This window comes from Pseudomonas sp. R4-39-08, assembly GCF_003852275.1.
GTDB lineage: Bacteria > Pseudomonadota > Gammaproteobacteria > Pseudomonadales > Pseudomonadaceae > Aquipseudomonas.
The window spans coordinates 3,644,322-3,664,943 of the sequence record NZ_CP027733.1; the positions used below are offsets into that span (position 1 = coordinate 3,644,322).

Genomic DNA, 20,622 nt, shown 5'->3' on the forward strand with positions numbered 1-20,622 from the left:
CATTCAAGCCGGCATCAGAACTTCTTGATGTCTGCCTGGGTTTCCAGCTGCTTGCGGTAGGCCGCAAAATCCTGCTGGCCAATACGCGAAGCGAGGGCGCGGCGGTATTGCGCCTTTTCTTCGTCCGTAGGCGAAGCAGCTTCGTTGACGCCATTCAAGCGCACGATCACCTGGCTGCCATCGCGCAGGCTGACAGTGGTGAAGCTCGGCTTGTCCTTGCCCGCAGGCTTGGGCATGCGGAACAGCGCTTGCAGCACGGCAGGGTCGACAGCTTCCTGGCCACGGGTAGCGGCTTCAGTCACCTTCCAGGCCTGGCCGTCAATCGGCTGGCTCAGGGCGATCTTGCCATCACGCAGGCCGGCGATCAGCTCGTCGGCATGGGCTTTGGCGGCAGCGCTCGCACGCTCCTTGGTCATCTGTGCGCGAATCGCCGTGGCAACCTTTTCCAGCGGAATCTGGGCAGGCTTGAGGTGCTCTTTGGCGCGCAGCACGATGATGGTTTCCGGGTCGAGCTCAATGGCGCTGCTGTTGGCACCCTCATCCAGCACTTCCGGGCTGAACGCTGCGGTGACCACGGCACGGTTGGCCGCGACGCCTTCGCCACCTTCACGGCCGAACGGCGCGGAAGTGTGTACCGTCAGCTTCAGATCGGACGCCGGCTGGGCCAGGTCGGACGCTTCGAACGCCGCATCTTCCAATTGCTTGGTAGCTTCGACAAACCGCTGTTCAACCTGCTGGGTCTTGAGTTCGCGGGTCAGCTTGTCTTTCAGGCTGGCGAACGATGGCACCTCGGGTGCTTCAACGCCCAGCAGCTTGATCAAGTGCCAACCGAAGGACGTGCGCACCGGCACCGACACCTGGTCCTGCTTGAGGCCGTACAGCGCCGTCTCGAAGTCTGGATCGTAGACGCCAGGACCGGCAAACCCGAGATCGCCGCCATTGCTGGCCGAACCCGGATCCTGGGAAAACTCCTTGGCCAGGGCTTCAAACTGCTCGCCCTTGGCCAGGCGCGCCTGGATGTCTTCGATCTTGGCCTTGGCTTGCGCCTCGGTGACCTTGTCGTTGACCTCGATCAGAATGTGCGCAGCACGACGCTGTTCAGCGAGGTTGGCGGTTTCTTTCTCGTAGGCAGCCTGAAGTTCATCGTCCTTGACGGTAACCTGGTCGAAGAACGACGACTTCTTCAGCTCCAGGTAGTCGATGACCACCTGGTCCGGGGTCATGAACTCCTTGGCGTGCTGGTCGTAGTAGGCTTTGACTTCGTCATCGGTGAGTTTCACCGCTGCCGGGTCGGCTTTAACGTTGACGGTGGCAAAATCGCGCGTCTGTTTTTCCAGACGGGCAAATGCCAGCACCTCGGCATCGGTCACGAAACCACTGCCAGCGATGCCTGCGCGAACCTGGCCGATCAGCATTTCCTGAGTCAGCATCTGACGGAATTGCAGGCGGGTATAGCCCAGTTGGCGGACCACCTGGTCAAAGCGTTCGGCGCTGAACTTGCCGTCCACCTGGAACTCCGGCGTCTGCAGGATCACCTGGTCCAAGGCCGCTTCCGAGAAACCGAACTTGGCATCAGCAGCGCCTTGCAGCAGCAGCTTGCGATCGATCAGGCCCTTGAGGGCCGCGTCGCGCAGCAGTTTTTCGTCCAACAGGGAAGCATCGAAATCCTTGCCTAGTTGTTGCATCAGCTGGCGCCGTTGCATATCGACGGCCTGGCTCAATTCGGTCTGGGTGATTTCCTCACCGTTGACCTTGGCCACGTCCTGCTTGTTATTACCCGAAGCCTGGAAAATAGCCTCGATACCGGTGAACGCCATCAATGCGACGATGATCCCGATAATGGTCTTGGCAATCCAGCCTTGTGAATTGTCCCTGATATTTTGCAGCATGCGTCCCCCAGAAACGGTTGAACATCAAAATAGGCAACCGTGGAGCGTGGGTAGAATCCGGATAGAAGAAAGGCGCATCCGAGGATGCGCCTTCTCGTAACTGGCGGAGCGGACGGGGGTTTTAACTCTGCCCCCCGGCGTGGCGACCCAATGGATACGTGGGTCAGCTACCGCTCCGCTGCCAGGCCAGACCTGCGTCTGACCCGGGTAAGCAAAGGCTTGATCGAAGCTTAGTTGACGGCTTCTTTCAGGGCTTTACCGGCTTTGAAACCTGGTTTCTTGGCAGCAGCGATTTGCAGTGCTTTGCCGGTCTGTGGGTTACGGCCAGTGCGAGCTGGGCGGTCAGTCACAGAGAAAGTACCGAAGCCTACCAGTACCACGGAGTCGCCGGCCTTCAGAGCGCCAGTGACGGATTCGATTACTGCGTCCAGCGCACGGCCGGCAGCAGCTTTCGGGATATCAGCGGATGCAGCGATAGCATCAATCAGTTCCGACTTGTTCACTCTAAGTCCCCTTATATATCTATGAGTATGATTCTAAGTTTTTTGGTAAAAAGCAAAAACCAGTGCTGAATGGCCTACAGACACTTAAGAGCCGCTTTATAACAAGGGCTCTAAAAAGCTGTCAAGGAAGCCCCCAGGCTTCAACACCTTAATGCGTGCTAATTCTTTCCTTGGAATCCGACTCGCGTTTTTCGTCCTTCGCGACAATCTCCGGAGCCACATCCGGCAAGGGCTCCGGCGCGTATTGCAGCGCAATTTGCAGGACTTCGTCAATCCATTTAACCGGTTTAATCTGAAGATCCTGCTTGATATTGTCAGGAATTTCCTTCAAGTCGCGAACATTCTCTTCAGGAATGATCACGGTCTTGATTCCACCTCGGTGTGCAGCGAGTAATTTCTCTTTCAGCCCACCGATGGCCAATACCTGGCCGCGCAGGGTAATTTCCCCGGTCATCGCCACATCGGCGCGCACCGGAATACCGGTCAATGCCGACACCAGCGCCGTGCACATGCCTACACCGGCGCTCGGGCCGTCCTTCGGCGTCGCGCCTTCCGGCATATGGATATGGGTGTCGTGCTTCTCGTGGAAGTCCAGGGGAATCCCCAGGCTTCTGGCGCGACTGCGCACCACGGTCTGTGCGGCGGTGATCGATTCGACCATCACATCGCCGAGAGAGCCGGTCTTGATCAACTGGCCCTTGCCAGGGATCACGGCAGCTTCGATGGTCAGCAACTCGCCGCCCACCTGGGTCCATGCCAGGCCAGTCACCTGCCCTACCTGGTCCTGCTGCTCGGCCAGGCCGTAGCGGAATTTACGCACACCCAGGAAATGCTCCAGCGCATCGGCCGTCACCTTCACCGAGAAGCGTTTTTCCAAGGAATGCTCCTTGACCGCCTTGCGGCAGATCTTCGCGATCTGACGCTCAAGGCCCCGCACACCGGCCTCGCGGGTGTAATAGCGCACGATGTCACGAATAGCTTCAACGTCAAACTCGATCTCGCCTTTCTTCAGGCCGTTGGCCGCAGTCTGCTTGGGCGCGAGGTATTTGACGGCGATGTTGATCTTCTCGTCTTCGGTGTAACCCGGCAGACGAATCACCTCCATCCGGTCCAGCAATGCTGGCGGAATGTTCATGGAGTTGGAGGTGCACAGGAACATTACGTCAGACAGGTCGTAGTCGACTTCCAGGTAATGGTCGTTGAAATTGTGGTTCTGCTCGGGATCGAGCACCTCGAGCAACGCCGACGCCGGATCGCCACGCATGTCGCTGCCCATCTTGTCGATTTCATCGAGCAGGAACAGCGGGTTGCGCACGCCCACTTTTGTCATCTTTTGAATCAATCTTCCTGGCATCGAACCGATGTAAGTCCGACGATGGCCACGGATTTCCGCTTCGTCACGCACGCCGCCGAGGGCCATGCGCACGAACTTGCGGTTGGTCGCACTGGCAATCGACTCGGCCAGCGAGGTTTTACCCACCCCAGGCGGACCGACCAGGCACAACACCGGGCCGCGAATTTTCTTCACGCGCTTTTGCACCGCGAGGTATTCAAGGATACGTTCCTTGACCTCTTCAAGGCCGTAGTGGTCGGCATCGAGGATTTCTTCGGCGCGGGTCAGGTCCAGGCGTACCTTGGTCTGAGCCTTCCACGGCACCTGCACCAGCCAATCGATGTAGGAACGAACCACAGTGGCTTCGGCCGACATCGGCGACATTTGCTTGAGCTTGTTCAGCTCGGCCGTGGCCTTGGTCAGCGCGTCTTTCGGCAGGCCGGCGGCATCGATACGCTTTTTCAGCTCTTCGATTTCGTTGTGGCCTTCCTCGCCGTCGCCGAGTTCTTTCTGAATGGCCTTCATCTGCTCATTCAGGTAGTACTCGCGCTGGCTGCGCTCCATTTGTTTCTTCACGCGGCCGCGGATGCGCTTCTCAACCTGCAGCAGGTCGATTTCGCCATCCAGCAGCGCCAGCACATGCTCGACACGGGCCGACAGATCGATGATTTCGAGAATGTCCTGCTTCTGCTCGATCTTCAGCGCCATGTGCGCAGCCATGGTGTCGACCAGGCGACTTGGCTCATCGATGCTGTTGAGCGACGAGAGGACTTCAGCCGGGACTTTCTTGCCCAGCTGCACATACTGCTCGAACTGCGAAAGCAGGCTGCGCACAAACACTTCGGATTCACGTTCAGGGGCTTCGACTTCGTCGATCAGCGCCACTTCGGCGCGCAGGTGACCATCCACCTCCATGAAACGCTCTACCGCGCCGCGCTGCTCGCCTTCCACGAGTACCTTGACGGTACCGTCAGGCAGCTTGAGCAATTGCAGGACAGTCGCAACGGTGCCGACCCGATACAGGGCGTCTTCGCCTGGATCATCATCAGCAGGATTCTTCTGGGCCAACAGCAGGATCTGCTTGTCGCCCGTCATCGCAGCCTCGAGGGCTTCGATAGACTTCTCGCGCCCCACGAACAGCGGGATAACCATGTGCGGATAGACGACGACATCACGCAACGGCAGGAGAGGCAATTCGATGGTTGTCTTCATGATTTCGCCTCTATGACAGTTGAAAAATAAGCTTGAAACCAAGATGGGGGTTGCATGCAAAAAAAACAAGCGCAATGCCAGCACTTAAACGCATGAATAAACGCGATTTAATCTGCCACCCCGCAAAAACACCCGAAAAAAACAAGGGGCCCCGAAAGGCCCCTTGCTTGTACCGCCACTGCAAAGACGCTTACGCGTCAGGTGCAGCCTTGGCAGCCGGCTCACTGTTTTCGTAGATATACAGTGGCTTGGACTTGCCTTCGATAACGCTTTCGTCGATCACCACCTTACTCACCTCGGATTGCGAGGGGATTTCGTACATGGTGTCGAGCAACACGCCTTCGAGGATCGAACGCAGACCACGTGCACCGGTCTTGCGCTCCAATGCCCGCTTGGCCACTGATTTGAGTGCGTCGGTACGGAACTCGAGGTCCACACCTTCCATCTCGAACAGCTTGGCGTATTGCTTGGTCAGGGCGTTTTTCGGCTCGGTGAGGATCTGAATCAAAGCCGCCTCATCCAGCTCGTCCAACGTGGCCAGGACCGGCAGACGACCAACGAATTCCGGGATCAGGCCGAACTTGACCAGATCGTCAGGTTCGACTTCACGCAGGGACTCGCCTACCTTCTTGCCTTCTTCCTTGCTACGCACTTCCGCGCTGAAACCGATGCCGCCACGGGTGGAACGCTGCTGAATAACCTTTTCCAGCCCGGAGAACGCACCGCCACAGATAAACAGGATGTTACGCGTATCGACCTGCAGGAATTCCTGCTGCGGGTGCTTGCGGCCGCCCTGGGGCGGTACCGAAGCGACCGTGCCTTCGATCAGCTTCAACAGTGCTTGCTGCACGCCTTCACCGGAAACATCCCGAGTGATGGACGGGTTGTCCGACTTGCGCGAGATCTTGTCGATTTCGTCGATGTAGACAATACCCATCTGGGCCTTCTCTACGTCGTAGTCGCACTTCTGCAGCAGCTTCTGAATGATGTTCTCGACGTCTTCACCCACGTAGCCAGCCTCGGTGAGGGTGGTGGCGTCGGCGATGGTGAACGGAACGTTCAGCAGGCGAGCGAGGGTTTCCGCAAGCAGGGTTTTACCCGAGCCTGTAGGGCCGATCAGCAGGATGTTACTCTTGCCGAGTTCGACTTCGTCGCCTTTCTTGTCACGCTGGTTCAAGCGCTTGTAGTGGTTGTACACCGCTACGGCCAGAACCTTCTTTGCACGCTCCTGACCAATTACATACTGGTCAAGGATGCCGCTGATTTCTTTAGGCGATGGGAGTTTGTGCGCACTGCTCTCGGCCTGGGCTTCCTGCACCTCCTCGCGGATGATGTCATTGCACAGGTCGACGCATTCGTCGCAGATAAACACCGAGGGGCCGGCAATCAATTTGCGTACTTCATGCTGGCTTTTGCCACAGAAGGAGCAATAGAGCAGCTTGCCGTTGTCCTCGCCGTTGCGGGTGTCAGTCATTCGTTCGATCCAAATCCGATAGGCTTGCAACACAAGATGAAGGCTTATGCGGGCTTTTTCAAGCCCGCCAGTGGTCGGACATGCCGACCAGCCCTATTTTGAGCGGCTTATATTAAGCGGGGCGCTTTTCGATCACTGCGTCGATCAACCCGTACTCACGGGCGGCTTCAGCGCTCATGAAGTTGTCACGGTTGGTATCACGCTCGATTTCTTCAAGTGTGTGCCCGCTGTGCTTGGCCATCAGCGTGTTGAGGCGCTCACGAATGAAGAGGATCTCCTTGGCATGGATTTCGATGTCCGATGCCTGGCCCTGGAAACCACCCAGTGGCTGGTGAATCATCACGCGTGAGTTCGGCAGGCAGTAACGCTTGCCCTCGGCGCCGGCGGTCAGCAGGAATGCACCCATGCTGCAGGCCTGGCCAATGCAGGTAGTCGACACGTTCGGCTTGATGAACTGCATGGTGTCGTAGATCGACATGCCCGCAGTCACCGAACCGCCCGGCGAGTTGATGTAGAGATGGATGTCCTTGTCCGGGTTTTCCGCTTCAAGGAACAGCAGTTGCGCACAGATCAGGTTGGCCATGTAGTCCTCTACCGGGCCAACCAGAAAGATCACTCGCTCCTTGAGCAGGCGCGAGTAGATGTCGTAGGCGCGTTCACCACGAGCGGACTGCTCGACAACCATCGGGACCAGGCCGCCAGCGGCCTGGATATCAGAGTTCTGCTGAATATAGGAATTACGGAACATGCTCTGCAGTTACTCCCAAATAGTCATGTCTTGAAAACGCATAAGCCAGCGCGAGGCTGGCTTATGGTTGAATTTCCAACGAGTTGGACAATCAGTCGGCTTGTGCTGCTTCCGCCGGTTTGACTGCTTCTTCGTAAGAGACCGCTTTATCGGTCACCTTAGCCTTCTGCAGAACAGTATCCACAACTTGTTCTTCCAGCACAACCGAACGTACTTCGTTCAGCTGCTGGTCGTTCTTGTAGTACCAGGACACGACCTGCTCAGGTTCCTGGTAGGCCGATGCCATTTCCTGGATCATTTCGCGAACACGGTCTTCGTCTGGCTTGAGGTCGAACTGCTTGACCACTTCAGCCACGATCAGGCCCAGCACGACGCGACGCTTGGCTTGCTCTTCAAACAGCTCGGCCGGCAGTTGGTCAGGCTTGATGTTGCCACCAAACTGCTGAACCGCTTGTACGCGCAGGCGATCCACTTCGTTGGACAGCAGGGCCTTAGGCACTTCGATCGGGTTGGCGGCCAGCAGACCGTCCATGACCTGGTTCTTGACCTTGGACTTGATCGCTTGACGCAGCTCACGCTCCATGTTCTTGCGAACTTCGGTGCGGAAGCCTTCGATACCGGTTTCCTTGATGCCGAATTGCGCGAAGAACTCTTCGTTCAGCTCTGGCAGCTTAGGCTCGGAAATGCTGTTGACGGTCACGGTGAACTCGGCGGCTTTGCCGGCCAGGTCCAGGTTCTGGTAGTCAGCAGGGAATTCCAGGTTCAGAACGCGTTCTTCGCCGGCTTTGGCGCCAACCAGGCCGTCTTCGAAACCCGGGATCATGCGGTTGGAACCCAACACCAGCTGAGTGCCCTTGGCGGAGCCACCAGCGAATACTTCGCCGTCGACCTTGCCAACGAAATCGATGTTCAGTTGGTCTTCGTTCTGGGCGGCACGTTCGACCACTTCGAAACGGGTGTTCTGCTTGCGCAGGATTTCGAGCATGTTGTCCAGGTCCGAATCAGCCACTTCGGCGCTCAGGCGCTCGATAGCGATACCGTCGAAGCCCGCTACTTCGAATTCCGGGAACACTTCGAATACGGCTACGTATTCCAGGTCCTTGCCGGCTTCCAGGGACTTGGGCTCGATCGAAGGCGAGCCAGCCGGGTTCAGCTTTTGCTCGACAACGGCTTCGTAGAAGGAAGCCTGGATCACGTCACCTACAGCTTCCTGGCGCGCATCGGCACCAAAACGACGCTTGATTTCGCTCATTGGCACTTTGCCTGGACGGAAACCAGCGATCTTGGCCTTTTGGGCAGTCTGCTGCAGACGCTTGTTGACCGCAGTCTCGATACGCTCTGCCGGCACGGTGATGCTCAGGCGGCGCTCGAGAGCAGTAGTATTTTCAACAGAAACTTGCATGGATATTCCTCGTTGCACAGACATTAGCCGGCCATTTCCGACCCCAATCAAGGGCATGCATTCTAGTGGGTCAAACTCAAGAAGTCACCCTACTGAAAATGCACCCGTAAATAGCCGGCAATTTATCGGTACGAAGGCACTGAAGTACCTCGCCCCGGTGACAAATACAGCCAATTGCGCCAGGGCTCTGCGCCGCCCTTCTATATATAGAAGAAGCCGCCATTCATCTCCCTGACGGCCCGCCCCGCGAACGGAGCGGACAGGCAACGCGGCATCATCGAGACACACAAATACGACGAAACGCGCTGCCGATGCGGCCCAGTACCTGCGACCGCCGAGATAATCAAACCGCCAAAACCAAAAAAGGCGCCAGACTGTTAAATCTGGCGCCTTTCGAATATGGGGTGGACGAAGGGGATCGAACCCTCGACAACGGGAGTCACAATCCCGTGCTCTACCAACTGAGCTACGCCCACCATATTGCGTTAACAAAGAAACCAAACCACTTCTTTGTTGAACCCTGCCCTGCCTGACGGCCGAGCAACGTTTTATTTGGTGCGGATGAAGAGACTCGAACTCTTACGCCTCGCGGCGCTGGAACCTAAATCCAGTGTGTCTACCAATTCCACCACATCCGCGCTTGAAGCTCTTAAAGCAAAGGCGCCAGACGATTAATCTGGCGCCTTTCAAATATGGGGTGGACGAAGGGGATCGAACCCTCGACAACGGGAGTCACAATCCCGTGCTCTACCAACTGAGCTACGCCCACCATCTAACGCTACTTGTGCCAAAGCTGCCTAATGGCGCACCCGGCAGGACTCGAACCTGCGACCATCCGCTTAGAAGGCGGATGCTCTATCCAGCTGAGCTACGGGCGCCTGATTAATCTGTACTCTTGGAGGATTACAAACTAAGTGTTTCCAGCCTTGCAGCACAACAATTCTGCTCGACCTTCTAACCAGTGCTAGGCTGTGCCCGACAAGTGCGACGAATAGTATAGAGGGTCCCGAAACCCGTCAAATCTTTTTTAAAAAAAACTGATTTTATTTAAGGGGTTAGGGCAATTTGCAGACCAAGCGCCTTTGCCCTCGCGCCCTGGCGTGCGAGAATGCGCGCACTTTTCTTCCCCCTCTCGATGGTTAATCACGCGTAATGACTGCACAACTTATCGACGGCAAATCAATCGCCGCCAGCCTGCGCCAGCAGATCGCCAAACGCGTCACCGAGCGTCGCCAGCAAGGCCTGCGCACGCCTGGCCTCGCGGTGATCCTGGTCGGCAGCGATCCTGCCTCTCAGGTTTATGTCTCGCACAAGCGTAAAGACTGTGAAGAGGTCGGCTTTATTTCCAAAGCCTATGACTTGCCTTCGGAGACCACTCAACAGGCCCTGACCGACCTGATTGACAGCCTCAACGATGACCCGAACATGGACGGCATCCTGCTCCAGTTGCCGCTGCCCGAGCATCTGGACGCCTCCAAACTGCTGGAACGCATCCGCCCGGACAAAGACGTCGATGGCTTCCACCCTTATAACGTCGGCCGCCTGGCCCAGCGCATCCCACTGCTGCGCCCCTGCACGCCCAAAGGCATCATGACTCTGCTGGAAAGCACCGGGGTCGATCTGTATGGGCTCGACGCGGTTGTGGTTGGCGCATCGAATATCGTCGGCCGCCCGATGGCGATGGAATTATTGCTGGCCGGCTGCACCGTGACCGTTACCCACCGCTTCACCAAGGACCTCGCCGGCCATGTGGGCCGCGCTGATCTGGTGGTGGTCGCCGCGGGCAAGCCGGGCCTGGTGAAGGGTGAGTGGATCAAGGAAGGCGCAATCGTGATCGACGTCGGCATCAACCGCCAGGATGACGGCAAGCTGGTGGGCGACGTGGTGTACGAGACCGCCCTGCCCCGCGCAGGCTGGATCACCCCGGTTCCCGGCGGCGTAGGCCCGATGACCCGAGCGTGCCTGCTGGAAAATACGCTGTATGCAGCAGAAACCCTGCACAGCTGATAACCAGGCGTACTGAAAAAGCCCTGCCTTATCGCGGGGTTTTTTATTGCCCGAATAAAACCTGTTTATTCATAGTTTTTAAGTACTTTCGTCCGGTTCTGGAAGAACATTCGACAGTTTCTGATCCATACTCCTAAAATGTAACGCCATTTGTCACCAAACCCGTTCCCAAACGGTACTTCTTACTTTTTAGCGAGTTCATCCGCGTGAAAATTCGTCTTTCCATTGTCAGCCTATTTTTTGCACTGACAGGCACTTTCGCTAACGCCGCCGAAACCACCCTGGCCCCGCGTGACGCCTCCAAACTGCAAATCGCCTCCGGCAGCGCCATGCTCGTGGATTTGCAGACCAACAAGGTCATCTATTCCAGCAACCCCGATGTGGTGGTCCCCATCGCTTCCGTCAGCAAGCTGATGACCGGCCTGATCGTGCTGGAAGCCAAGCAGGACATGGATGAATACATCGATATCAACATCACCGACACCCCGGAGATGAAGGGCGTGTTCTCCCGGGTGAAGATCGGCAGCCAAATGCCGCGCAAGGAAATGCTGCTGATCGCGCTGATGTCCTCGGAAAACCGCGCCGCCGCGAGCCTGGCCCACCATTACCCGGGCGGTTACGCGGCGTTCATTGCCGCGATGAACGCCAAGGCCAAGGCGCTGGGCATGACTAGCACCCATTACGTGGAACCTACGGGGCTGTCGATCCATAACGTGTCGACCGCACGCGACCTGAGCAAGCTGCTGGCCTATGCGCGCAAGTTTCCGATGTTGAGCCAGCTGAGTACCACCAAGGAAAAAACCGTGGCGTTCCGCAAGCCCAACTACACCCTGGGCTTCTCCAACACCGACCATTTGATCAACCGGGCCAACTGGGACATCAAGCTGACCAAGACCGGTTTTACCAACCAGGCCGGGCATTGCCTGGTGCTGGTGACCAGCATGGGTAACCGCCCGGTGTCGCTGGTGATCCTGGATGCTTTCGGCAAATTCACCCACTTCGCCGATGCCAGTCGTATTCGCAGCTGGGTCGAAACCGGCAAGGGCGGCGCGGTGCCGGATGTGGCGTTGCGCTACAAGGCTGACAAGAACCTGAAGAACCGTGCAGGTGTGACAGAAGTGCGTCGCTAGTCAACTGACAGCACCGATCAAATGTGGGAGGGGGCTTGCCCCCATATGCGCTAACCAAACCCCAAAAGATATAATCAAGTCTGACTCTTTAGGATGCGAGAGCAGTGACAATAGACCCAACACAAAAACTGAATGAAGACTGGCCCAAGCTCCTGGCACTACTACCGCCTGGATGGGAAGCCAAGGCAAAAGAGCTGGGGGCCCTGAAGTTCGGTCGCCGATTCAGCGGGCCAGAGAGTCTATTGCGCACGTTATTGATGTACATGAGCGCCGATTGCTCGATGGTCGAAACGGTAGAGCGAGCGCGTACAGGGAAATTGCTGGAGTTATCAGACGTGGGCCTTCTCAAGAGGGTCAACAAATCGGGGGCCTGGCTAGGTTGGATCACAGAGCAGTTGATCCAACAATCGCCGGTCGCGGCCATGCAATGCCCGGCGCTGCTGGGGAGACGGATACTGGCTGCTGATGGCAGTGTCGTAATGGAGCCTGGCGCGGTCACCTCAACATGGCGGCTGCATTACACGATGGATATCAGCACGTTGCGTTGCTGTGAAGTGCAAGTGACACCGTCCAAAACAGGCGAATCGTTGACTCGGTTTTCGGTGCAGCAGGGCGATGTTTTCATCGCGGATCGAGGGTTTGCCAACCGGCGTGGAGTCAATCATGTACTCAATGCAGGCGGTGACATCCTGGTACGAATGAACCTGAGCAGCCTGCCGCTTAGCGATGAGCAAGGGTCGCCTTTTGAGCAACTGGCGCGACTACGGACCTTGCAGCCAGGGCAAACGGGCGAGTGGGCAGCTGTGATGAAAGGTTCAAAGGGGGATATTGCAGTACGTGTGTGCGCCTATCGAAAAACCGACGAGCAGCGATCGCAAAGCGAGTGCAAGCTCAAGAGAGTCGGGCAAAAAAAGCAGAAGCAATTGAAACCTGAAACGATGGAAGCGGCCGGTTACGTGGTGCTGGTAACAACCTTGGACTGCCTGGATACGCAGGAGGTTTTGGCTCTCTATCGGCACCGTTGGCAGGTGGAGTTGGCGTTCAAGCGGATGAAGTCATTGCTGGGGTTATCCCACCTCAGAAAGAAAAATCCGGAAGGCGCAAAAGCATGGTTGCAAGGGAAATTATTAGTGGCTTGCCTGATTGAGCGGTTAATCGCAGCGGGCGAGCATTTTTCCCCTATCGAGGGAGACGAGACAGAAAAAGGAAGTGCCGCCACTCCGTTGTCACTGGCGTGAGATGGCCTTTATTTACTGGCTACTTTGCAGCGCGATCAATCCCCACTTGTCGTTGTTTACGTGTATCGAGAAGTGGGGAGATATCAGCCAGGCACTGCGTGAATCCCCGCGAAAACGAGGACGCCAGCAGGACGAGTTGTGGGGAGGGAGGTTTGGTTAGCGCATATGGGGCTTGCCCCCGATAGCGGTGGGTCAGATACATGAATATCTACTGATCCAGCGCATCGGGGGCAAGCCCCCTCCCACATTTATTATTTTCGTTCTGCCAGGACCTTGATAGCCTGGGCCGCCGCCCCTTCCTGCCCGGCCTGGGCCGTAGCATTCGCCGCCTCGCGCCAGCGCTGCGCATCCACATTCGCCGGCAACTGGCTCGGACGCTGGGTAAGAATCGCCCAATTCCCCGCGCTCTTCCACGCCGACTCAAAGTCGCTGAAGCCCATCATCAATCGCCGCTCCCTGCCGGAACGCAACAGCACCGTGCTCTTCTGCTGGTTGAATCCCACCACCACGACATAGCGCGGGTCGGACCAGAAGCTTGAGTTGATCCGCGCCATCACCGGGTAGCCCGCCGCCACTTGCGCCAGCACGGCGGTCAGCCTGGCTTCCAGTGGATACACCATCAGCCCGTACTCGCGCGCCAGCTTCTGCATGTTGCGCTCAAGGTCCGCTTCGGCGCCTGGCAAGTGCAGCGGCTTATCCAGCAACCCCGGTGTCATGACAATGCCTTGTTGCGACAGCATGCTGGCCAAAGCCGTAGGACCGCTCTGATAAGCCTCGCTGCGAAAGGTCGGTACGCCGTTGAGTTCAACCCGCTCCGGCAGGCCGGGGAGTTTCGAAGGATGGCTGGAACAGGCCGTCAGCCCCAGGGCGCAGGCCAGCAGGATGGATGCTTTAAGGTTCGACCGTAAGCGCAATTTTTAACTCTCTTGATCAACTGCCGGTGAGGGCCCCGATCATAGGACGCTCTTGGGCAGGGGTATAGCCTCCAGTGTCGGTAAAATGCCCGCGATAGAGCAAACGAGTTGGACAGACACGACCATTGGTCAATAGCAGGCAACCACCGGGTAGCTAGACTGTCCATTGGGAAGACTGTGTATAGACCCCGGATGGGGCGAAGGGAGGCCTGAATGAGCCTTGCAACGACGATTTTCATGCTGATCTGCGGTTGGCTGGCGGTGGCCGCCGCCATGTTGTGGGGGGTCATGCGCGTGACCCGCCGCCATCATCACCCCCACGTCAAACCCACTGCGCCCGCCAAGCCGAGCAAGGCGACGGCGCATCACGCTTAGCCGGGCATGCACGTGAAGTCTTGCGTGGCGGCAACCTCCTTGCCATGCCCATCCTTGAGCGCTGCGCGCACGGTGGTCCCGAGGCTCGACTCTTCCAGGGTGTAATGCTCACCCGCCTTGAAATGCCTGTACTCGACCCGGCCCTGGCAGTCCTGCTGGTTGTCGTCACCGGGCTCTTCTTCAAACAGCGTCACGTCCAGGCGATGGTCCCCGGGGCTCACTTCAAAGTAGCGCCCGTCATCCACGCGCTGACCGTCGACGCGCTCGGCCAACAGGTCATTCGGTGCTTCTTCTTTCAAGCCGATCCAGGCTTCGCTCGGGTCGGCCTGGGGTATCGGGCCGGCACACGCGGACAACACCAAGGCGGCAGCCAGGGCGGGAATCAACAACAGGGTTTTCGGTGACATGGCAGGGCTCCAAAGCACATCAGTAAAAAAGGCATATCCGATGGCTGACAAGCTTGAAGAGCTGCTGTTTGTAGAACAAATGAATACACATGAAAGGATCTTCAGCCGTTACCTAAATCTTCCTTCACCTGGCTGAAAGGTGCGTGTTAGGTGGGTCGGGCAAGACTGCCGGGGTTTGCAACCCTGCTTTTCTCGGAGATCCACGCATGCTCGGGCTGGTAAAGACCGCACTGCACAAGCCGTACACCTTCATCGTGTTGGCCATTTTCATCTGCATCATCGGGCCGATGGCGGCCCTGCGTACGCCAACGGATGTGTTCCCCGATATCGGCATCCCGGTGGTTGCCGTGGTCTGGCAGTACAACGGCCTGTCGCCGGACGCCATGGCCGGGCGGGTGATCTACACCTACGAACGCTCCCTGAGCACCACCGTCAACGACATCGAACATATCGAGTCCCAATCCCTGCCCGGCATGGGCATCGTCAATATTTTCTTCCAACCCGGCGTGGATATCCGCACCGCCAACGCCCAGGTCACGGCGGTGTCACAGACCGTGCTCAAGCAGATGCCACCGGGCATTACGCCGCCGCTGATCCTCAATTACAGCGCCTCCACCGTACCGATCCTGCAAATGGCGTTCTCCAGCCCGAGCCTGTCGGAAGCCAGGATCCGCGACCTGGTGCAGAACAATATCCGCCTGCCGCTGAGCGCCCTGCCCGGCTTGGCGATGCCCACGCCGATGGGCGGCAAGCAGCGCCAGATCACCCTCGACCTCGACCCCCAGGCCCTGGCCGCCAAAGGCCTGTCGGCCCAGGACGTCGGCAATGCCCTGGCGCTGCAGAACCAGATCATCCCGGTGGGCACCGCCAAGCTCGGCCGCAACGAATACACGATCCTGCTGAACAACAGCCCCAAGGCCATCGATGAGCTCAATGACTTGCCGATCAAGAATGTCGACGGCGCGATCATCACCATCGGCCAGGTCGCTCACGTGCGGGATGGCTCGCCACCGCAGACCAATATCGTGCGCGTCGACGGCCATCGAGCCGTGCTGATGCCGGCGTTGAAGAACGGCAGTATTTCCACCCTGTCGATCATCGACGGCATCCGCCAGATGCTGCCGCGCATCAACGAAACCCTGCCGCCGTCGCTGAAAACCTCACTGCTGGGCGATGCGTCGGTGTTCGTCAAGCAGTCGGTGGGCAGCGTGGCCCAGGAAGGCATCATCGCCGCCCTGCTGACCAGTGCGATGATCCTGCTGTTTCTCGGCAGCTGGCGCTCGACGCTGATCATCGCCGCCTCGATTCCCCTGGCGGTGCTGTCAGCCATCGCGCTGTTGGCGGTCAGCGGGCAAACCCTGAATGTGATGACCCTGGGCGGGCTGGCCCTGGCGGTGGGCATTCTGGTGGACGACGCCACGGTGACCATCGAAAACATCAACTGGCACCTGGAACAAGGCAAGGCGGTGAAGACGGCGATCCTCGACGGCGCCGCGCAAATCGTCGGTCCGGCGTTCGTCTCGCTGCTGTGCATCTGCATCGTGTTCGTGCCGATGTTCTTGCTGCAAGGCATCGCCGGGTATCTGTTCCGGCCGATGGCGCTGGCGGTAATTTTTGCCATGGCCAGTTCATTCATTCTTTCGCGCACCCTGGTGCCGACACTGGCGATGTACCTGCTCAAGCCGCACACGCCGGAGCAAGGTGCAGGGCATCATCCGGAAGATGAATTCATCAATCACCATGAAGGTGATCAGCACAAGAAACCGCGCAATCGAGTGCTGCAAGCGGTGCTGAATTTCCAGCAGGGATTCGAGCGGCATTTCTCGAACATCCGCGACACTTACCACGGCCTGCTGCTGCTCGCGCTGGGCGCGCGCAAACGCTTTATCGTCGGTTTTCTCGCCTGCGTGCTGGCCTCGTTCGTGTTGCTGCCGAGCCTGGGCGAGGATTTTTTCCCGGCGACCGATGCCGGTGCGCTGGCACTGCATGTGCGCCTGCCGCTGGGTACGCGCATCGAGGAAAGCGCCGCTGCGTTCGACCGCATCGAAGCGCGGATTCGCGAAGTGATCCCGGCCCAAGAGCTGGACACCATTGTCGACAACATCGGCATCCCCCTCAGCGGCATCGACATGGCCTACAGCAGCAGCGGCACCATCGGCCCGCAGGACGGCGATATTCAGGTCACCCTGAAAAAAGACCACGCGCCCACCGCCGACTACGTAAAAAAACTGCGTGAAGCCCTGCCGCAAAGCTTCCCCGGCAGCCATTTTGCGTTCCTGCCGGCGGACATCAGCAGCCAGATCCTCAACTTCGGCGCGCCGGCACCGCTGGACGTGAAGATTTCCGGGCGCAGCGATGCCGAAAACCGCGCCTATGCCATGGAGCTCGAACGGCGCCTGCAACACGTGCCCGGCATCGCCGACCTGCGTATCCAGCAATCCACCGGTTATCCGTCGCTGCAGGTGAATGTGGACCGCCTGCGCGCCAATGGCCTGGGCATCACCGAGAAAGACGTGACCAACAGCATGGTCGCCTCCCTCGCCGGCAGTTCCCAGGTGGCGCCGACGTTCTGGCTGAACCCGGCCAATGGCGTGTCCTACTCGATCGTCGCCGCAACGCCGCAATACCGCCTCGACAGCCTGCCTGCGCTGGAGGCGCTGCCGGTAACCGGTGCCGACGGCCAGTCGCAAATCCTCGGCGGCGTCGCGAGTATCTCGCGGGTACAAAGCCCGGCGGTGGTCACGCACTACAACATCGAACCCACCCTGGACCTGTATGCCAACGTGCAGGGCCGCGACCTCGGCGGCGTCGCCCGTGATGTGCAAAAAGTGCTGGATGACACCGCGTCCATGCGCCCCAAAGGCGCGACGATCAGCCTGCACGGGCAGATCGATGCGCTGCATGAGGCGTTCAGCGGGTTGAGCTTCGGCCTGCTCGGCGCGGTGGTGCTGATCTACCTGCTGATCGTGGTCAATTTCCAGTCCTGGGCCGACCCCTTCGTGATCATCACCGCGTTGCCCGCCGCACTGGCGGGGATCGTGTGGATGCTGTTTCTCAGCGGCACCTCGTTATCGGTGCCGGCCCTCACCGGCGCGATCCTGTGCATGGGCGTGGCCACCGCCAACTCGATCCTGGTGGTGAGCTTCTGCCGTGAACGCCTGGCCGAACACGGCGATGCCTTGAAAGCCGCCATGGAGGCCGGTTACACGCGCTTTCGCCCGGTGTGCATGACCGCCCTGGCGATGATCATCGGCATGCTGCCCCTGGCGCTTTCCGAGGAGCAGAACGCGCCGTTGGGCCGCGCGGTGATCGGCGGCTTGATCTTCGCCACCATCGCCACCCTGTTGTTTGTTCCCGTGGTTTTCAGCCTGGTCCACGGCCGTCACCCTACCCGCGCAACTGCTGGAGAAATGCCCCATGTCGTCTGATCACAAACCCTCGCGCAAGCGTCTGATGCTCCTGGGTGTCGGCGGCCTGACCCTGGCCGCCCTGTTGGTCGCCAACGGCTTGCATGCCCGTGCGCTGCATGAACAGTCGGTCAGCGCCTGGACGGAAACCGCGGCCATCCCCCAGGTGCTGGTGTTCCAACCCAAACAGAATGCCGTCGGCGATACCCTGCGCTTACCCGCGCACCTGGAGGCCTGGAGCAAAGCGCCGATCCATGCGCGGGTCAGCGGCTACCTGAAAGACTGGAAGGTCGACATCGGCAGCCAGGTCAAGGCCGGGCAGGTCCTCGCGCAAATCGACAGCCCGGACCTGGACCAACAACTGGCGCAAACCCACGCCCACCTGGTTCAGGAGCAGGCGAATGCGCGCCTTGCCGCCACCACCGCAACGCGCTGGCAAAACCTGTTGGCCAGTCATTCGGTATCGCGCCAGGAAGCCGATGAAAAAACCTCGAACGCCGCCGCCGCCAAAGCCAATGCCCAGGCTGCCGCCGCCGACTATGCGCGGTTGTGCGCGCTGGAAAGCTACAAGACGATCCGTGCGCCGTTCGCCGGCACCATCACCGCGCGCAACACCGATATCGGCCAGTTGATCAAGGCCGACACCGACAGCGATCCGGAACTGTTCAGCATCGCCGACACCCACCAACTGCGCCTGTACGTGCCGGTGCCACAGAACTACGCGGCGGTGATCCGCCCCGGCCTGGAAGCCGAGCTGAGCGTGCCCGAACATCCGGGCGAACACTTCAAGGCGCACCTGATCGGCGACTCCACCGCCATCGACCGGCGTTCCGGCACCCTGCTCGCGCAGTTCGTCGCCGACAACCCGAACGGTGAGCTGCTGCCCGGCGATTACGCCGAAGCCACCCTGCCGATTCCGGCGGACACCCACGGCGTGAGCATCCCGGCCAGTGCCTTGATCTTCCGTGCCCAGGGCACCCAGGTCGCGGTGCTGGACCAGCACAACCATGTGCACCTGCAAGACATTCATATCGGCCTGGACCTGGGCGAACGCCTGGTGATCGACCAGGGCCTGCAACCCGCCGACCGCATCATCGACAACCCGCCCGACGCCCTGCGCGAAGGCGACCCGGTACAACTGGCCGACGCCACAGGGGGTGCCCATGCGCCCAAGGCTTGAACCTTTTGCGGCCTGCCTGCTGCTGGCGTTGCAAGGCTGCTCCCTGGCGCCCAGCTATCAGGTGCCGTCGATTGACCTGCCAGCGGGTTACCGCGAACACACCAGCGATGGCCCGTGGCACAGCGCGCAGCCGTCCGATCAACTGAGGCCTCAGTGGTGGAAACTGTACAACGATCCAACCCTCGATGAGCTGCAACAGCGACTGCTCAAGGCCAACCCGGACCTGGCCGCGGCGCTGGCGCATTTCGACGCGTCCCAGGCGTATGCCAGTCAATTGCATGCCGGGCTTTTCCCACAGATCAGCGCCAGCGCGCAGCCGTTGCGCCAGCGGCAATCGGATTCCAGACCCTTGCGCGGCACGACACAGCCGTCGGTGTACAACAGCGACACCGCCGGGTTTTCGTTGAGTTACGACTTGGACCTGTGGGGCAAAATCCGCAACCAGGTCGCGGCCGGCGACGCCCAGGCCCAAGCGTCCGGCGATGACCTGGCGGTGGCGCGATTGAGCCTGCAACGCCAGTTGGCGACGCTGTATGTGCAGCTCAACGGGCTGGATGCGCAGAGCCGGATTCTCGCCCACTCGCTGGAGGATTTCAGCCAGGCGCTGCAACTCACCCGCAGCCGCTATGAAGGCCAGATTGCGTCGGAACTGGACCTGACCCGTGCGCAGAGTCAACTGGCCGAGGCCAAGGCGCAGCTGGATGACGTGTGCGGGCAGCGCAACCTGACCGAGCATGCCATCGGTGAACTGGTCGGCGTGGCGGCCAGCGATTTCTCCCTGCCGCCGAGCCCGCAATTGATTGCCTTGCCCGGTATTCCCTCACAGCTGCCGAGCCATCTGCTGCAACGTCGCCCGGATATCGCGGCGGCGGAGCGGCGCGTGTTTGCGGCCAATGCCAACATTGGCGTGGCCAAGGCGGCCTGGTATCCGGACTTCAGCCTGACCGGGTTGATCGGCGGCCAGACCCAGGGCGTGGGCAACCTGCTTGCGGCGGGTAATCGGTATTGGGCGCTGGGGCCGTTGATGAACCTGCCGATTTTTGATGGCGGGCGCTTGAGTGCCAACGAACGCCAGGCCAAGGCCGAGTTTGAAGAAGCGTCGGCGCAGTACCGCAGCCAGGTGCTGAAGGCCGTGCGCGAGGTCGAAGATAACCTGGCGCAACTGCGGGATTTGCAGCAGGAGGCGCAGGATGAACAAGCGGCGGCGGATGCGGCGCAGCACACGCAAGTATTGGCAATGAACAGCTATCAGGCCGGAGCCGTGAGTTATCTGGATGTGGTCACCGCGCAAACGGCGGCGTTGCAGGCGCAGCGGACGTTGCAGGCGGTGCAGACGCGGCAGTTGCAGGCGAGTGTGGGGTTGGTGACGGCGCTGGGGGGTGGCTGGGAATCGGGCGGCTGAG

15 protein-coding genes and 4 tRNA genes are annotated in these 20,622 nt (G+C 59.3%); 7 read left to right on the forward strand and 12 right to left on the reverse strand.

The features are described from left to right. Positions 1-14 precede the first annotated feature (14 nt). The 10 genes from C4J88_RS16835 to C4J88_RS16880 all read right to left on the reverse strand — a co-directional run bounded on the left by C4J88_RS16835 (position 15) and on the right by C4J88_RS16880 (position 9,439). Positions 15-1,889, reverse strand: coding sequence for a SurA N-terminal domain-containing protein (locus tag C4J88_RS16835; RefSeq protein WP_124407606.1), 1,875 nt, complete (start codon positions 1,887-1,889; stop codon positions 15-17). Between the two features lie 230 nt (positions 1,890-2,119). Then, the gene (locus tag C4J88_RS16840) at positions 2,120-2,392 is read right to left on the reverse strand and encodes an HU family DNA-binding protein (protein ID WP_003174819.1); all 273 of its coding nucleotides are present in this window, start codon (positions 2,390-2,392) and stop codon (positions 2,120-2,122) included. Between the two features lie 148 nt (positions 2,393-2,540). Beyond that, positions 2,541-4,937 carry an endopeptidase La gene (gene lon / locus C4J88_RS16845; RefSeq protein WP_124367501.1) on the reverse strand — a complete coding sequence of 799 codons (2,397 nt, stop codon included), beginning with the start codon at positions 4,935-4,937 and terminating at the stop codon, positions 2,541-2,543. Between the two features lie 190 nt (positions 4,938-5,127). Continuing rightward, positions 5,128-6,411: an ATP-dependent Clp protease ATP-binding subunit ClpX gene (gene clpX, locus C4J88_RS16850; protein WP_010209414.1), complete on the reverse strand. Its 1,284-nt coding sequence runs from the start codon at positions 6,409-6,411 to the stop codon at positions 5,128-5,130. Between the two features lie 112 nt (positions 6,412-6,523). Then, on the reverse strand, positions 6,524-7,159 hold the full coding sequence (gene clpP, locus C4J88_RS16855) for an ATP-dependent Clp endopeptidase proteolytic subunit ClpP (protein ID WP_003174822.1): 636 nt from the start codon (positions 7,157-7,159) through the stop codon (positions 6,524-6,526). 91 nt (positions 7,160-7,250) lie between these two features. Next, complete coding sequence (tig, locus tag C4J88_RS16860) at positions 7,251-8,561, reverse strand: trigger factor (protein WP_124407607.1); 1,311 nt, start codon at positions 8,559-8,561, stop codon at positions 7,251-7,253. A gap of 400 nt (positions 8,562-8,961) precedes the next feature. After that, positions 8,962-9,037 (reverse strand) — tRNA-His (locus C4J88_RS16865). A gap of 77 nt (positions 9,038-9,114) precedes the next feature. Then, positions 9,115-9,199 (reverse strand) — tRNA-Leu (locus tag C4J88_RS16870). Between the two features lie 55 nt (positions 9,200-9,254). Continuing rightward, positions 9,255-9,330, reverse strand: a tRNA-His gene (locus C4J88_RS16875). A gap of 32 nt (positions 9,331-9,362) precedes the next feature. Further along, a tRNA-Arg gene (locus C4J88_RS16880) sits at positions 9,363-9,439 on the reverse strand. A gap of 274 nt (positions 9,440-9,713) precedes the next feature. Between C4J88_RS16880 and folD the strand changes: the two genes are divergently transcribed. From folD to C4J88_RS16895, 3 genes are all read left to right on the forward strand, one after another. Continuing rightward, a complete protein-coding gene (gene folD, locus C4J88_RS16885) occupies positions 9,714-10,568 on the forward strand; it encodes a bifunctional methylenetetrahydrofolate dehydrogenase/methenyltetrahydrofolate cyclohydrolase FolD (RefSeq protein WP_124371143.1) in 855 nt (284 codons plus the stop codon). A gap of 206 nt (positions 10,569-10,774) precedes the next feature. Beyond that, positions 10,775-11,698 (forward strand): D-alanyl-D-alanine endopeptidase, encoded by a 924-nt coding sequence (gene pbpG, locus C4J88_RS16890; RefSeq protein WP_124363392.1) that lies wholly within the window; start codon positions 10,775-10,777, stop codon positions 11,696-11,698. A gap of 104 nt (positions 11,699-11,802) precedes the next feature. Further along, positions 11,803-12,936: an IS4 family transposase gene (locus tag C4J88_RS16895; RefSeq protein WP_124370322.1), complete on the forward strand. Its 1,134-nt coding sequence runs from the start codon at positions 11,803-11,805 to the stop codon at positions 12,934-12,936. Positions 12,937-13,187: 251 nt separating this feature from the next. On the opposite strand, the gene C4J88_RS16900 is transcribed toward C4J88_RS16895, so the two are convergent. Then, positions 13,188-13,850, reverse strand: coding sequence for a peptidase C39 family protein (locus tag C4J88_RS16900; protein ID WP_124407608.1), 663 nt, complete (start codon positions 13,848-13,850; stop codon positions 13,188-13,190). A 213-nt stretch (positions 13,851-14,063) separates the two neighbouring features. Between C4J88_RS16900 and C4J88_RS27440 the strand changes: the two genes are divergently transcribed. Next, positions 14,064-14,225 (forward strand): hypothetical protein, encoded by a 162-nt coding sequence (locus C4J88_RS27440; RefSeq protein ID WP_164485263.1) that lies wholly within the window; start codon positions 14,064-14,066, stop codon positions 14,223-14,225. On the opposite strand, the gene C4J88_RS16905 is transcribed toward C4J88_RS27440, so the two are convergent. Next, complete coding sequence (locus tag C4J88_RS16905; RefSeq protein WP_124371145.1) at positions 14,222-14,632, reverse strand: hypothetical protein; 411 nt, start codon at positions 14,630-14,632, stop codon at positions 14,222-14,224. The two genes, C4J88_RS27440 and C4J88_RS16905, sit on opposite strands and share 4 nt — an antisense overlap. Positions 14,633-14,838: 206 nt before the next feature. On the opposite strand from C4J88_RS16905, the gene C4J88_RS16910 reads away from it, so the two are divergent. The 3 genes from C4J88_RS16910 to C4J88_RS16920 are packed head-to-tail and all read left to right on the forward strand — an operon-like array spanning position 14,839 to position 20,621. Beyond that, the gene (locus C4J88_RS16910; protein WP_124407609.1) at positions 14,839-18,060 is read left to right on the forward strand and encodes an efflux RND transporter permease subunit; all 3,222 of its coding nucleotides are present in this window, start codon (positions 14,839-14,841) and stop codon (positions 18,058-18,060) included. Beyond that, positions 18,050-19,219 (forward strand): efflux RND transporter periplasmic adaptor subunit, encoded by a 1,170-nt coding sequence (locus C4J88_RS16915; RefSeq protein ID WP_124407610.1) that lies wholly within the window; start codon positions 18,050-18,052, stop codon positions 19,217-19,219. Before C4J88_RS16910 ends, C4J88_RS16915 begins: the two co-directional genes overlap by 11 nt. Then, the gene (locus C4J88_RS16920; RefSeq protein WP_124407611.1) at positions 19,203-20,621 is read left to right on the forward strand and encodes an efflux transporter outer membrane subunit; all 1,419 of its coding nucleotides are present in this window, start codon (positions 19,203-19,205) and stop codon (positions 20,619-20,621) included. The genes C4J88_RS16915 and C4J88_RS16920 overlap by 17 nt, the downstream gene beginning before the upstream one ends. Position 20,622 lies beyond the last annotated feature (1 nt).